The sequence below is a fragment of the Streptomyces sp. NPDC049687 genome, assembly GCF_044465285.1.
Lineage (GTDB): Bacteria > Actinomycetota > Actinomycetes > Streptomycetales > Streptomycetaceae > Streptomyces.
The window spans coordinates 265945-279811 of sequence record NZ_JBITLN010000004.1; the positions used below are offsets into that span (position 1 = coordinate 265945).

The 13867-nt window shown below is 72.0% G+C and carries 15 protein-coding genes and 1 pseudogene; 11 read left to right on the forward strand and 5 right to left on the reverse strand.

The features are described 5' to 3' along the window. The first annotated feature begins 3 nt into the window (after positions 1 to 3). Both ACIBVL_RS15565 and ACIBVL_RS15570 read left to right on the forward strand, forming a co-directional pair. On the forward strand, positions 4 to 909 hold the full coding sequence (locus ACIBVL_RS15565) for a HipA family kinase (RefSeq protein ID WP_399097668.1): 906 nt from the start codon (positions 4 to 6) through the stop codon (positions 907 to 909). After that, positions 906 to 1181 (forward strand): SelT/SelW/SelH family protein, encoded by a 276-nt coding sequence (locus ACIBVL_RS15570; protein WP_399097669.1) that lies wholly within the window; start codon positions 906 to 908, stop codon positions 1179 to 1181. The genes ACIBVL_RS15565 and ACIBVL_RS15570 overlap by 4 nt, the downstream gene beginning before the upstream one ends. Before the next feature lie 3 nt (positions 1182 to 1184). Here the strand turns inward: ACIBVL_RS15570 and aceB are convergent, their stop codons facing one another. Further along, a complete protein-coding gene (gene aceB / locus ACIBVL_RS15575) occupies positions 1185 to 2810 on the reverse strand; it encodes a malate synthase A (RefSeq protein ID WP_399097670.1) in 1626 nt (541 codons plus the stop codon). 140 nt (positions 2811 to 2950) lie between these two features. Beyond that, on the reverse strand, positions 2951 to 3550 hold the full coding sequence (locus ACIBVL_RS15580; protein WP_399097671.1) for an NTP transferase domain-containing protein: 600 nt from the start codon (positions 3548 to 3550) through the stop codon (positions 2951 to 2953). A 183-nt stretch (positions 3551 to 3733) separates the two neighbouring features. On the opposite strand from ACIBVL_RS15580, the gene ACIBVL_RS15585 reads away from it, so the two are divergent. Next, complete coding sequence (locus ACIBVL_RS15585) at positions 3734 to 4048, forward strand: DUF5955 family protein (protein WP_399097672.1); 315 nt, start codon at positions 3734 to 3736, stop codon at positions 4046 to 4048. A gap of 140 nt (positions 4049 to 4188) precedes the next feature. Here ACIBVL_RS15585 and ACIBVL_RS15590 read toward each other — a convergent pair whose 3' ends face one another. Beyond that, entirely contained in the window at positions 4189 to 4986 is a 798-nt protein-coding gene (locus ACIBVL_RS15590; RefSeq protein ID WP_399097673.1) for an IclR family transcriptional regulator, read from the reverse strand. Between the two features lie 283 nt (positions 4987 to 5269). Here ACIBVL_RS15590 and allB point away from each other — a divergent pair, with 283 nt between their 5' ends. From allB to ACIBVL_RS15615, 5 genes are all read left to right on the forward strand, one after another. Continuing rightward, positions 5270 to 6607 carry an allantoinase AllB gene (gene allB / locus ACIBVL_RS15595; protein WP_399097674.1) on the forward strand — a complete coding sequence of 446 codons (1338 nt, stop codon included), beginning with the start codon at positions 5270 to 5272 and terminating at the stop codon, positions 6605 to 6607. A 38-nt stretch (positions 6608 to 6645) separates the two neighbouring features. Beyond that, positions 6646 to 7761, forward strand: a complete 1116-nt coding sequence (gene alc, locus ACIBVL_RS15600; RefSeq protein WP_399097675.1) for an allantoicase — start codon at positions 6646 to 6648, stop codon at positions 7759 to 7761. Positions 7762 to 7840: 79 nt separating this feature from the next. Next, the gene (locus tag ACIBVL_RS15605; protein WP_399097676.1) at positions 7841 to 8659 is read left to right on the forward strand and encodes an AIM24 family protein; all 819 of its coding nucleotides are present in this window, start codon (positions 7841 to 7843) and stop codon (positions 8657 to 8659) included. An 83-nt stretch (positions 8660 to 8742) separates the two neighbouring features. Next, complete coding sequence (locus ACIBVL_RS15610) at positions 8743 to 9369, forward strand: dihydrofolate reductase family protein (RefSeq protein ID WP_399097677.1); 627 nt, start codon at positions 8743 to 8745, stop codon at positions 9367 to 9369. A gap of 96 nt (positions 9370 to 9465) precedes the next feature. Continuing rightward, complete coding sequence (locus ACIBVL_RS15615; RefSeq protein WP_399097678.1) at positions 9466 to 9852, forward strand: ribonuclease domain-containing protein; 387 nt, start codon at positions 9466 to 9468, stop codon at positions 9850 to 9852. 124 nt (positions 9853 to 9976) lie between these two features. On the opposite strand, the gene ACIBVL_RS15620 is transcribed toward ACIBVL_RS15615, so the two are convergent. Next, positions 9977 to 10117, reverse strand: a complete 141-nt coding sequence (locus ACIBVL_RS15620; protein ID WP_399097679.1) for a hypothetical protein — start codon at positions 10115 to 10117, stop codon at positions 9977 to 9979. A gap of 181 nt (positions 10118 to 10298) precedes the next feature. On the opposite strand from ACIBVL_RS15620, the pseudogene ACIBVL_RS15625 reads away from it, so the two are divergent. Next, positions 10299 to 10607: pseudogene (locus tag ACIBVL_RS15625) on the forward strand (LuxR C-terminal-related transcriptional regulator); the annotation flags it as partial. Continuing rightward, the gene (locus tag ACIBVL_RS15630) at positions 10604 to 11788 is read left to right on the forward strand and encodes a cytochrome P450 (RefSeq protein WP_399097680.1); all 1185 of its coding nucleotides are present in this window, start codon (positions 10604 to 10606) and stop codon (positions 11786 to 11788) included. The pseudogene ACIBVL_RS15625 and the gene ACIBVL_RS15630, both read left to right, overlap by 4 nt. 24 nt (positions 11789 to 11812) lie before the next feature. Here ACIBVL_RS15630 and ACIBVL_RS15635 read toward each other — a convergent pair whose 3' ends face one another. Beyond that, positions 11813 to 12817, reverse strand: coding sequence for a Gfo/Idh/MocA family oxidoreductase (locus ACIBVL_RS15635; protein ID WP_399097681.1), 1005 nt, complete (start codon positions 12815 to 12817; stop codon positions 11813 to 11815). A 130-nt stretch (positions 12818 to 12947) separates the two neighbouring features. On the opposite strand from ACIBVL_RS15635, the gene ACIBVL_RS15640 reads away from it, so the two are divergent. Next, positions 12948 to 13685: a GntR family transcriptional regulator gene (locus tag ACIBVL_RS15640; RefSeq protein ID WP_399097928.1), complete on the forward strand. Its 738-nt coding sequence runs from the start codon at positions 12948 to 12950 to the stop codon at positions 13683 to 13685. Positions 13686 to 13867: the final 182 nt, after the last annotated feature.

A 13867-nucleotide genomic window follows, 5' to 3' on the forward strand; every position in this document is an offset into this window, starting at 1 on the left:
AAAGTGTTGAGAGCAGTCACCGCGACCCGCTACATCACGCCCCTGCGTGAGGGCGGCTCGCTGCCGGGGCTCGTCGAGGCCGACGACCTCGGCATGTACGTCGTGAAGTTCACCGGCTCCGCGCAGGGCCGCAAGGCGCTGGTCGCCGAGGTGATCGTCGGTGAGCTGGCCCGCGCCCTCGGGCTGAGGTTCCCCGAGCTGGTGTTCGTGCACTTCGACCCGGCGGTCGCCGAGAGCGAGCCGCACCAGGAGGTGCGCGATCTCCATGCCGCGAGCCACGGCCTCAACCTCGGGATGGACTTCCTGCCGGGCGCGAAGGACTTCACCCCGGAGGTCGCCAGAACATTCCGCGTGGACCCGCTGGAGGCCGGCAGGATCGTCTGGCTCGACGCCCTGACGGTCAACGTCGACCGTACGGTCCACAGCTCGAACCTGATGATCTGGCCGACCTTCGGCACCGCGCCCGCCCGCCTGTGGCTGATCGACCACGGGGCCGCCCTCGTCTTCCACCACCGCTGGGACGGGTCGGACCCCGGGAAGAGGTACGACTTCCGGCACCACGCCCTCGGCCACTACGCCCCCGACGTCCGGGCCGCCGACGCCGAACTCGCGCCCAAGGTGACCGCGGAACTGCTGCGTGAGGTCGTCGCCGAGGTCCCCGACGCCTGGCTCACGGACTTCGCGAGGCCGGACGAGGCGCGCGAGGCCTACGTGAGGTACCTCCACGCACGCGTGCGGGCCTCCGCGGCCTGGCTGCCCACGGACTTCCCCAGCCGGGAGGAACTCGCCGCCGAGGAGGCCCTCCGGGCGGCACGTACACAGCAGGGCCGCCCGAACTGGCTCAAGCGGGTCCCCGACCTGCACGGCAAACCGGCGGCGGAACAGGATTGGTCGGTGCACCTCGGATGAGCCACGTCGTACAGATCGAGTACTGCACCCAGTGCCGTTGGCTGCCGCGCGCGGCCTGGCTGGCACAGGAGCTGCTCACCACCTTCGATGCCGAGCTGACCGAGCTGTCCCTCAAGCCCGGCACCGGAGGCGTCTTCGTCGTCCGGGTGAACGACGAGGTGGTCTGGGACCGCCGCGAGCGGGGCTTCCCGGAGCCCACGGCGGTCAAGCGCCTCGTGCGCGACCGGGTGGCCCCGGGGAGGTCCCTGGGCCACTCGGACGGACCTGAGTGAGACTCAGCCCCTGAGCTGCTCGTATGCGGGCAGGGTGAGGAAGTCGGCGTAGTCCTCGTCGAGGGCGACCTCCAGGAGCAGGTCGTGGGCCTGCTGCCAGTGCCCCGCGGCGAAGGCCTCCTCGCCCAGCTCGGCGCGGATGTTCCCGAGTTCCTCGGCGGCGACCTTGCGCGCCAGCTCCGGGGTCGCCTTCTCGCCGTTCTCGAACTCCACGCCCGCGTTGATCCACTGCCAGATCTGCGAGCGGGAGATCTCGGCGGTGGCCGCGTCCTCCATGAGGTTGAAGATGGCGACCGCGCCGAGCCCGCGCAGCCAGGCCTCGATGTACCGGATACCGACCTGCACGGCGTTGACCAGGCCGGGGTACGTCGGCCTGGCGTCCAGCGAGTCGACGGCGATCAGGTCGGCCGCCTCGACGTGGACGTCCTCGCGGAGGCGGTCCTTCTGGTTCGGCTTGTCGCCGAGGACCTTGTCGAAGGACTCCATGGCGATCGGCACCAGGTCGGGGTGGGCGACCCAGGAGCCGTCGAAACCGTCGTTCGCCTCCCGGTCCTTGTCGGCGCGGACCTTCTCGAATGCGACCTTGTTGACCTCGGCGTCCCGGCGGGAGGGGATGAAGGCCGCCATGCCGCCGATGGCGTGCGCGCCGCGCTTGTGGCAGGTGCGGACGAGGAGTTCGGTGTACGCCCGCATGAACGGGGCGGTCATCGTGACCGCGTTGCGGTCCGGCAGGACGAACCGGGCGCCGCCGTCTCGGAAGTTCTTCACGATGGAGAACAGGTAGTCCCAGCGGCCCGCGTTCAACCCCGAGGCGTGGTCGCGGAGTTCGTAGAGGATCTCCTCCATCTCGTAGGCGGCCGTGATCGTCTCGATCAGGACGGTCGCGCGGATGGTGCCCTGGGGGACGCCGACGTGGTCCTGGGCGAAGACGAACACGTCGTTCCACAGGCGGGCCTCGAGGTGCGACTCCGTCTTCGGGAGGTAGAAGTAGGGGCCCTTGCCGAGGTCGAGCAGCCGCTGGGCGTTGTGGAAGAAGTACAGGCCGAAGTCGACGAGGGCGCCGGGGACCTGACGGCCGTCGCCGTCGAGGAGGTGCCGCTCGTTCAGGTGCCAGCCGCGCGGGCGCATGACGACGGTCGCGAGCTCCTCGTCGGGCCGCAGGGCGTACGACTTCCCGGACACCGGGTCGGTGAAGTCGATGGCCCGGGTGTAGGCGTCGGTGAGGTTGAGCTGGCCGAGGATCACGTTCTCCCAGGTGGGTGCGGAGGCGTCCTCGAAGTCCGCGAGCCAGATCTTCGCACCCGAGTTGAGGGCGTTGATGGTCATCTTGCGGTCGGTTGGCCCGGTGATCTCGACCCGGCGGTCGTCCAGGGCGGCGGGGGAGGGGGCCACCTTCCAGGAGTCGTCGGCGCGGATCGCGGCGGTCTCGGGGAGGAAGTCGAGCGTGGAGGTGCGGGCGATCTCGGCGCGGCGCTCGGCGCGGCGGGCGAGGAGTTCGTCACGGCGCGGGGTGAACCGCCGGTGCAGCTCGGCCACGAAGGCGAGGGCCGCCTCGGTGAGGACCTCCTCCTGTCGCGGCAGGGGCTCGGCGTCGACGATGGCCAGCGGGGACGGCGCTGGTGCGGACATGAGCTGTCACTTCCTTCAGCGAGCGTGGCACCGGGTGCCCTTCCGAAATTGGATACTAGTTTCCTCATCGTGGAACTTCAATGGTTTGTTGATGCCGAGGATCTCCCGGCCGGGACGGGCCGGCGCCTCACGCGGCATCCTCACTCCAGGTGTGCGAGATCCTCCGGCGTGTCGATGTCGTGGGGCCGGGCCACATCCCCGCACTCGACCAGCGTGATGGCCGCCGTGTGCTCCTTCAGATAGGCGCGCGCCCCCCGGTCGCCGCTCGAGCTCGCCGTGACGCCCGCCCAGTGGGCGGAGCCGAACAGGACCGGATGGCCGCGAACGCCGTCGTAGGCGGCCGCCACCAGCGAGTCCTCGCCGGTGCAGGCGGCGCGCACCCGGGCCGCCGCCTCCGGTCCGATGCCCGGCTGGTCGACGAGCGACACCAGCGCCGCCCGCGCCCCCGTCCCGGCGAGCGAGGCCAGTCCCGCCCGCAGCGAGGTGCCCATGCCCTCCTCCCACTCCGGGTTCTCCACGACCACGCACCCGTCGAGGCGCGCCCGCTCCCGTACGGCGTCGGCGGCGGCCCCCAGGACCACATGAACCCGTGCGCAGCCGGCCGCGCGCAGCACCCCCACCGCGTGCTCCACCAGTGGTCGCCCCCGGTGGGTCAGCAGTGCCTTGGGGTGGCCGCCCAGCCGTCGCCCGCCCCCGGCCGCGAGCAGCAGACCGGCGACCTGATCCTCCTCGTGCGTCATGGATCCTGCATACCGCATGCCGCCGACAGCGGCTGGATCACGCTGTGCAGCAAGTTGGTGACGCAGTGGACTGGCGCCCACGGGCCGAGGTGGCGTTAACTGGGCGCCCGCACCGACCGGGCGCCCGACCGACGCCCGGTGGGGGGACATGCGCGCGCACGACGGGGTGCGAGGGGGAGGACTGTGTTGCGGAGCGTGGGGCAGAGGCCTGTGACCGGCAGCGACAAGGATTCGCGGGTGCTGGAGCTGCGCTCCGCCGTGTCCCGGCTGCGCCGGGAACTGGCCGCGCATCCCGCGGAGTTCCCGGACCGGGACATCGCGGAGGAGGAGCTCGCCGCCCTGGACGCCATGGCCGCGGGAGGCGCGCCCGAGACAGCGCGCCTGCGCCGCTCCCTGCTGCTGATCGCGGGTGCGATCGGCTCGGTCAGCGCGCTGGCGCGGGGGCTGTCACAGGTGCGCGAGGCGGTGGACCTGTTCGGCGAACCGCCGGGCCGCTGAGGCCTCCGACGCCGGGGACCGGCTCGTAGCCTCCGCTGTGCGGGTCGTCGCCCAGGGGCGGGCCCGTATGGCCGGCCCCTGAGACGTGCACCGAAGCCGGGCGGGCCCCGCCGGGCCCGTATCGGGCCCGGGTGCGGGCGCTACGCCGTGGCCCCGGAACTCGCCAGCGCCTCCGACAGTTCGTCCGCCACCTGCTGCAGCACCGGCACGATCCTCTCCGTGGCCGCCTCGGTGACCCGGCCGGCCGGGCCGGAGATCGAGATGGCCGCCGCGGTGGGGGAGTCCGGGACGGGCACCGCGAGGCAGCGCACGCCGATCTCCTGCTCGTTGTCGTCGACCGCGTAGCCCGCGCGCCGCACCTCCGCCAGCGCCGCGAGGAATCCCTCCGGCGTGGTGATCGTCTTCTCGGTCGCGGCCGGCATGCCCGTGCGGGCGAGCAGGGCGCGCACCTCGGCGTCCGGGAAGCCCGCGAGCAGCGCCTTGCCGACGCCCGTGGAGTGCGGCAGCACCCGGCGGCCGACCTCGGTGAACATCCGCATCGAGTGCTTCGAGGGCACCTGCGCCACGTACACGATCTCGTCGCCGTCCAGCAGGGCCATGTTCGCCGTCTCGCCGGTCTCCTCGACCAGGCGGGCCAGGTGCGGCCGTGCCCAGGTGCCCAGCAGCCGGGACGCCGACTCACCGAGCCGGATCAGCCGCGGGCCCAGCGCGTAACGCCGGTTGGGCTGCTGACGGACGTATCCGCAGACGACCAGGGTGCGCATCAGGCGGTGGATGGTGGGCAGCGGCAGCCCGCTGCTCGCGGACAGCTCGCTCAGGCCGACCTCGCCGCCCGCGTCCGCCATCCGCTCCAGCAGGTCGAAGGCGCGCTCGAGGGACTGGACCCCTCCGCCGGCGGACTTGGCGGAGTCGGTGGTGCTGGCGCTCGACGTCGGCACGGCGCGTTCCTTTCGAAACAGGCGGGAAGAGCTGAAGCCTACCGGCGGTCGGTTGACTCCTCGGTTGTCCGTAGCTACGTTCTGCCTGCTGGAATGCTAATTCCGCGTTATGGAAACGTCCAGAGTGGTGGCCCTGGGGGCATCCTGGAGAGGTGTGCCCTTGACGGCGTGAAGCGCGGGGAGTGAGACTCCTTCAACAGAACGTTGAATTCCGTTACGTGGAAGTTTCACGGCGACGACCCCCGTTGCGCGGAAGTCAACGGCCGCAGAGAGAGGGGTCCGGGTGTCCGACGCTGAACTGGTGCTGCGCTCGACGCGCGTCATCACTCCCGAAGGGACACGCGCCGCCTCGGTCGCCGTGTCCGCCGGAAGGATCACGGCCGTCCTGCCGTACGACGCCCCCGTGCCCGGGGGAGCCCGCCTGGAGGACCTCGGCGACGACGTCCTGCTGCCCGGCCTGGTCGACACCCACGTCCATGTCAACGACCCCGGCCGCACCCACTGGGAGGGCTTTTGGACCGCCACCCGCGCGGCGGCGGCCGGCGGCATCACCACCCTCGTCGACATGCCCCTGAACTCCCTCCCGCCGACAACCACGGTCGAGAACCTCCGTACGAAGCAGACGGTCGCCGCCGACAAGGCGCACATCGACGTCGGCTTCTGGGGCGGCGCCCTCCCCGACAACGTCAAGGACCTGCGCCCGCTGCACGACGCCGGGGTCTTCGGCTTCAAGGCGTTCCTGTCCCCCTCCGGCGTGGACGAGTTCCCGCACCTGGACCAGGAGGGACTGGCCCGGTCCCTGGCGGAGATCGCCGGCTTCGGCGGCCTGCTGATCGTGCACGCCGAGGACCCGCACCGCCTCGACGCCGCCCCGCAGCAGGGCGGCCCGAAATACGCCGACTTCCTGGCCAGCCGTCCGCGCGACGCCGAGGACACCGCCATCGCCGCACTCATCGCCCAGGCCAGGCGCCTGCACGCGCGCGTGCACGTCCTGCACCTCTCCTCCGGCGACGCGCTCCCGCTGATCGCCGCGGCCAGGGCGGAGGGCGTGCGGATCACCGTCGAGACCTGCCCGCACTACCTCACCCTCACCGCCGAGGAAGTCCCCGACGGCGCCAGCGCCTTCAAATGCTGCCCGCCCATCCGCGAGGCCGCCAACCAGGACCTGCTCTGGCAGGCGCTGGCCGACGGCACCATCGACTGCGTGGTGACGGACCACTCGCCGTCGACGGCGGACCTGAAGACCGACGACTTCGCGACCGCCTGGGGCGGCATCTCCGGCCTCCAGCTGAGTCTGGCCGCGGTCTGGACGGAGGCCCGCAGACGCGGTCACGGCCTGGAGGACGTGGTCCGCTGGATGTCGACGCGCACGGCGGCCCTCGTGGGGCTCGACCGCAAGGGCGCCATCGAGGCGGGCCGCGACGCCGACTTCGCCGTCCTCGCCCCCGACGAGACCTTCACCGTCGACCCGGCGGCCCTCCAGCACCGCAACCGCGTCACGGCGTACGCGGGCCGGACCCTGTACGGCGTCGTCAAGTCCACCTGGCTGCGCGGCGAGCGCATCCTCGCGGACGGAGAGTTCAGCGCACCGAAGGGCGAACTGCTCACCCGTATCCCCTGAGACCACCCGCACCGGCCGACTCCCGAAAGGCACACCTCGTGGCAGCGATACCGAGTTTCACCGGCGACGCGAACCCCTACGGCGGCGGCGACCCGTACGCGGACCACCGCACCGCCGACTTCCCCTTCACGCACCACGCCAACCTCGCCGACCGGCAGCTCGGCGCCGCTGTCATCGCCGCCAACGACGAGTTCTTCGCCCAGCGGGAGAATCTGCTGCTGCCCGGGCGCGCCGAGTTCGACCCCGAGCACTTCGGGCACAAGGGCAAGATCATGGACGGTTGGGAGACCCGCCGCCGGCGCGGCGCCTCCGCCGACCACCCCTGGCCGGCCCCCGACGACCACGACTGGGCGCTGGTCCGCCTCGGCGCCCCCGGCGTGATCCGCGGGATCGTGGTCGACACGGCCCACTTCCGCGGCAACTACCCGCAGGCGGTCTCGGTCGAGGGCACGTCGGTCCCCGGCTCCCCGTCCCCGCGGGAGCTGCTCGGCGACGACGTGAAGTGGACGACCCTCGTCCCCCGCACGCCCGTCGGCGGTCACGCGGAGAATGGTTTCTCCATCTCGGTCGAACAGCGCTTCACCCACCTGCGCGTCAACCAGCACCCCGACGGAGGCATCGCGCGCCTGCGCGTGTACGGCGAGGTCGTGCCCGATCCCGGGTGGCTGGCGGTCCTCGGCACCTTCGACGTGGTCGCCCTGGAGAACGGCGGCCGGGCCGAGGACGCCTCGAACCTCTTCTACTCCCCGGCCACGAACACCATCCAGCCCGGCCGCTCCCGCAAGATGGACGACGGCTGGGAGACCCGCCGACGCCGCGACCGGGGCCACGACTGGATCCGCTACCGGCTGGCGGCCCAGGCGCGGATCCGGGCCCTGGAGATCGACACGGCGTATCTGAAGGGGAACAGCGCGGGCTGGGCGTCCGTGTCCGTCAAGGACGGCGAGGACGGCGACTGGGCGGAGATCCTCCCGCGCACCCGCCTCCAGCCCGACACCAACCACCGCTTCGTCCTGCCCGCCCCGGCCGTCGGCACGCACGCGCGCGTGGACATCTACCCCGACGGCGGCATCTCCCGGCTGCGCCTCCACGGCACCCTGACGGAGGAGGGCGCCCGCCGCCTGGCGGCCCGGCACCAGGAACTGGGCGGCTGAGCGGGGCCGGCGGAGGCGACCGCCGAAGCCGGAGGGAAGAGCGCGGAACTCTTTCCTCCGCCTTGCGCGTTCTCCCCGTGTGACTCTTCAGCAAGAAATCGTCGGCAACGCCATGCAGATGGCGGTCGTCAACCTGAACCCCGGCCAGACCGTCTACTGCGAGGCCGGGAAGTTCCTCTTCAAGACGACGAACGTGACCATGGAGACCCGGCTGGGCGGCCCGTCGGGCGATGGCGGCCGGCAGCCCCAGGGCGGCGGTGGCGGCGGCATGGGCGGCATGCTGCGCCAGGCGATGGGCACGGCCATGCAGGTCGGCCAGCGCGCGCTCGCGGGCGAGTCGCTGGCGTTCCAGTACTTCACCGCGCAGGGCGGCGAGGGCACGGTCGGCTTCGCGGGCGTCCTCCCGGGCGAGATGCGCGCCCTGGAGCTGAACGGCACGCGCGCGTGGTTCGCCGAGAAGGACGCCTTCGTGGCCGCCGAGTCCACCGTCGACTTCGGCATCGCCTTCCAGGGCGGCCGCACCGGCATGAAGGGCGGCGAGGGCTTCATCCTGGAGAAGTTCACCGGGCACGGCACCGTGATCATCGCCGGCGCGGGCAACTTCATCGACCTCGACCCGGCCGACTTCGGGGGCCGCATCGAGGTCGACACCGGCTGCGTGGTCGCCTTCGAGGAGGGCATCCAGTACGGCGTCCAGCGCGTCGGCGGCCTCAACCGCCAGGGGATCATGAACGCGGTGTTCGGTGGCGAGGGCCTGTCCCTGGCCACCCTGGAGGGCAACGGACGCGTCATCCTGCAGTCCCTCACCATCGAGAGCCTCGCCAACGCCCTGAAGAAGGCCCAGGGCGGCGACAAGCAGGGCCCGACGGGCGGACTGTTCTCGACGAACGTCGGCTGAACCGGCCGGGGCGACGAGTTGCGGGCGCCGGCGGGGTCTGAGCTGATGACAGCAGACCCCGCACAAGAAGGCAGGAACCCGCCATGGGCAAGCTCGTCTCCACCATCTTCGTCACCCTCGACGGCGTCTACCAGGCGCCCGGCGGCCCCCAGGAGGACACCCGCGACGGCTTCGAGCACGGCGGCTGGAGCTTCCCGTACGGCGACGACGACTTCGGCCGCTTCATCACCGAGGTCTTCGGCGACGTCGGCGCGTTCCTCCTCGGCCGCCGGACGTACGACATCTTCGCCTCGTACTGGCCGAAGGTGACCGACCCCGCCGACCCGGTCGCTGGCAAGCTGAACGGGCTGCCGAAGTACGTCGCCTCGTCGACCCTGACCGACCCCGGATGGGCCGGCACCACGGTCCTCGGCGGCGATCTCGCCAAGGAGGTCACCGCCCTGAAGGAGAGCACCGACGGCGAACTCCAGGCGCACGGCAGCGGCGCCCTCGTCCAGTCCCTGCTGGACCTCGGCCTCGTCGACCGGCTCCATCTGCTGACCTTCCCGGTGGTGCTCGGCACCGGCCGCCGCTTCTTCGCCGAGGGCGCCGTGCCGACCGCATTCCGTCACGCGGGCGGCCGCATCACCGGCGCCGGTGTCTCCATCCAGACGTACGACCTGGAAGGCCGCCCGCGCTACGGCTCGTACGAACTTCCGGACAACGGCTAGCCGCAGGTTAACTTCCCGAAAACTCAACGGACTTGCCGGGAAAATCCTCGGTCTTGTCATTGACATGTCATGCTCTACGCGCGTCATCATGAGGGCATGAGATTCCCCCCACGAATCACTCGCGTCGGTGCCTCGGCCGCCGTCCTGTCCGCCCTGCTCGTCGGTGGCACCGTCTCCGCCACGACGGCGCACGCCGCGGTCGGCAGCATCTGCTACGGCGATCTGCCGTCCCAGGCGTACGACACGCTCGAGCTGATCGAGCAGGGCGGGCCGTTCCCGTACTCGCAGGACGGATCCGTCTTCCAGAACAGGGAAGGCGTCCTGCCCACCCGGTCCACGGGCTACTACCACGAGTACACGGTCAAGACGCCGGGATCCTCCACGCGCGGCGCCCGCCGCGTCGTCACCGGCCGGCAGACCGACGAGGACTACTACACGGCCGACCACTACGCGACGTTCGACCTGATCGACTACGACTGCTGAGTCGTCCCCCACGACACTCAGGACATCGTTCGGCTCGTCGTTCGGCTCGTCGTTCGGGTCGTCGTTCAGGTCGTCGTTCAGGTCGTCGGAGGAAAGGTGCCACCAGCCGGAGTCCGGCCCGCGCTCAGCCGGACTTCCGGCTCTCCGCGGCGGCGAACGGCGCGCACGCCGGCACGACCAGTGCGACGCTCACGCACACCTCGTAGCCGTCGAGGAGGCCGATCCGCCGCACGAGTCCCACCCGCCGGTCGGCGGACTCGTCCACCGGCCCGGCACGCCCTGCACCAGGGCCGGGAAGCAGACGGCCTCCAGCAGGTCCTTCATGAGGAGAACCCTCGCCCCGCGGACCCCCCACGCACATCGGCCGCGGGGCGAGGCACGTCCGGCGAAGGGCCAGGACCCGGGCGGCCGGACGGGGCGGAAGGCGGCGGCCGTGCGACCTTCGTAGGCAGCTGATGGACCACTCGGCCGGCTCGGCCGCCCACGCCCGGCGAGCCGCTCACGCGCGCGTGAACGCGAGGTCGCCGTTGCGGTCGGCCGCGGCCTGTCCCACGCCGAGATCGCCGCCGCGCTGTTCAAGCGTCGCCACCGTCAAGGCGCACGTCTCCCGCGTCCCGGCCCGGCTCGTCCTCGACAACCGGGTGCACATCGCCCTGCCGGCGTACGAGACGGGGCAGCCGGACGGACCGCGGGAGGACGGGCACTGGACGCCGGGCCCGCGCGTTGTCCCGTTCGACGGGGAGGGAGCGGTATGACGACAGTGATCGACCTGGGGGAGTTCGGCGATGGGTTCCGGCGGGACCCGCACTCGGTGTACGCGCGGCTGCGCGAGCGCGGCCCGGTGCACCGGGTACGGCTGCCGACCCCCGACGCGCACCACGAGACCTGGCTCGTGGTGGGGTACGCGGAGGCGCGCGCGGCGCTCGCCGACCCCCGGCTGTCCAAGGACGGCAGCCGGATCGGGGTCACGTTCCTCGACGAGGAGCTGATCGGCAAGTACCTGCTGATCGCCGACCCGCCGCAGCACACGCGGCTGCGCGCGCTGGTCTCGCGCGCCTTCACCCTCCGCCGCGTGGAGGAACTGCGGCCGAGGATCCAGCGCATCACCGACGACCTGCTCGACGCCATGCTGCCGCGGGGCCGCGCCGACCTCGTGGAGTCGCTCGCCTACCCGCTGCCCATCACGGTCATCTGCGAGCTGCTGGGCGTCCCCGAGCCGGACCGCTCCGAGTTCCGCAAGCTGTCCACCGAGGCCGTCGCGCCGACCAGCGCGGAGAGCGAGTACGACGCCTTCGTGCGGCTCGCCGCTTACCTCACCGAGCTGATCGAGGACAAGCGGTGCGCCGGGCCGAGCGGCGACCTGCTCAGCGACCTGATCCGCGCCACCGCCGAGGACGGCGACCGGTTGTCCCCCGGCGAGCTGCGCGGCATGGCGTTCGTCCTGCTCATCGCCGGCCACGAGACCACCGTCAACCTCATCACCAACGCCGTGCACGCCCTGCTCACGCATCCGGGTCAACTCGCCGCCCTGCGCGGCGACATGACCCTCCTCGACGGCGCGGTCGAGGAGGCCCTGCGCTACGAGGGCCCGGTGGAGAACGCCACGTTCCGCTTCGCCGCCGAGCCGCTGGACATCGGCGGCACCCCCATAGCCGCCGGCGAGCCGGTGATGATCGGCCTCACGGCCGCCGACCGGGACGCGGACCGCTACCCCGCCCCCGACCGTTTCGACATCCGCCGTGACACCCGCGGCCACCTCGCCTTCGGTCACGGCGTCCACTACTGCCTGGGTGCCCCGCTGGCCCGTCTGGAGGCGCGCACCGCGCTCCGTTCCCTCCTGGACCGCGCCCCGGCCCTGGCCCTCGACGGTCCACCCGGCGACTGGCTCCCCGGCACCCTGATGCGCGGCATGCGGGGCCTGCCGGTGCGCTGGTAGCGGGGCGCCGGGCAGGGGGCTGCCTCACGCCCCGGGGATCTCCGCCATCGCCACGGCCCTGCGCTCCCGCCGGGACACGTCGCACGCCTCCGCGATCCGGAAGGCCCGCAGCGCCTCCCGCCCGTCGCAGGGGTTGGCGCGCTCGCCCCGGACCACCTCCACGAACCCGATCAGCTCCGCCTCGTACGCGGGCCCGAAGCGCTCCAGGAAGCCGCCCCAGGGCTTGTCCGCGGCCGGGGGACCGGTGGGCTCGGTGGAGGCGATCGGCGTACGGTCGTCCAGGCCGACGACGATCTGGTCGAGCTCCCCGGCCAGCTCCATGCGGACGTCGTAGCCGGCGCCGTTCAGCCGGGTCGCGGTGGCGGTGGCGAGGGTGCCGTCGTCGAGGGTGAGGACGGCGGCCGCCGTGTCGACGTCCCCCGCCGCGCGGAACATCACGGGACCGGCGTCCGACCCGGCGGCGTACACGTCGATCACCTCGCGCCCGGTCACCCAGCGCAGACAGTCGAAGTCGTGGATGAGGGCGTCCCGGTAGATCCCGCCGGACACCGGCAGCCACTCGGCGGGCGGCGGCGACTGGTCGGAGGTCAGCGCCCGCACGGTGTGCAGCCGCCCGAGCCGGCCGGACAGCACGGCCTCCCGGGCGCCTGTGTAGCCCGGGTCGAAGCGGCGCTGGAACCCCATCTGAAGGATCGTTCCGGCGGCCTCTACCTCGGCGATCGCCTGTAAGGTCCCGGCCAGGTCCAGGGCGATGGGCTTCTCGCAGAAGACCGGAAGCCCGGAGCGTGCTGCCCGACCGATCAGTTCGGCGTGGGCCGAGGTCGCCGTGGTGATCACCACCGCGTCCACGCCCCAGCGGAAGATCTCGTCCACCCCGGGGGCGGCCGTCTCGCCCAGCCGCAGTGCGAGCTCCTGGGCCCGCGCGTGGTCCGCGTCCGTCAGGATGAGGGATCCGACCTCGCGGTGACGGCTGAGTGTGTTCGCATGAATGGTGCCTATGCGGCCCGTCCCGATGACCCCGATGCGCATGAAGACCAAAGTGGCGTCGCAGCCCGCATGCTGTCAATGCGTATGTCCGGACAACCGAACTACACAACTTCCCGTCAACAGCGCTCGGAGCTACGCTCGGCGGGTGCCGAAACCAGAAGTGGACCCGACCGTGCAGCTCCAACTCCGCGTGGACCGAAGCTCTCCGGTGCCGTTGTACTTCCAGCTCTCCCAGCAGCTCGAGGCGGCGATCGAGCACGGATCGCTCACCCCCGGCAGCCTCCTGGGCAACGAGATCGAGCTCGCCGCGCGGCTCGGCCTGTCCCGCCCGACCGTGCGCCAGGCGATCCAGTCGCTCGTGGACAAGGGCCTGCTGGTGCGCCGCCGGGGCGTCGGCACCCAGGTCGTGCACAGCCAGGTCAAGCGCCCGCTGGAGCTCAGCAGTCTCTACGACGACCTGGAGGCGGCCGGGCAGCGCCCCGCGACGACCGTCCTGGTCAACACGGTCGTCCCCGCGTCCGCCGAGGTCGCGGCCTCCCTCGCGGTCGCCGAGGGCAGCGACGTGCACCGGGTGGAGCGGCTGCGCCTCGCGCACGGCGAGCCGATGGCGTACCTGTGCAACCACCTCCCCGGCGGCCTGCTCGACCTGGACACCGGACAACTGGAGGCCACCGGCCTGTACCGCCTGATGCGGGCCGCCGGCATCACCCTGCACAGCGCCCGCCAGTCCATCGGCGCCCGCGCCGCCACCCCCGCCGAGGCCGAACGCCTGGCCGAGGAGGAAGGCGCCCCCCTGCTCACCATGCAGCGCACCACCTACGACGACACCGGCCGCGCGGTCGAATTCGGCGACCACATCTACCGCCCCACCCGCTACTCGTTCGAGTTCCAGCTCCTCGTACGGTCCTGACGGACACCCTGCCGCCGGACTGACCTTGGTCGTATTGTCCGGACAAAATGAGAGATGAGGGCTACGGCGGGGACACGCCCCACAGGCACGCGGGGGAACCGCGCGACCGGCCACAACGCCCCCGCACCCGGCAACGGCCCGCCCACCCCTTCGCTCCCCGGCACGGCACCGGCCATCACGGT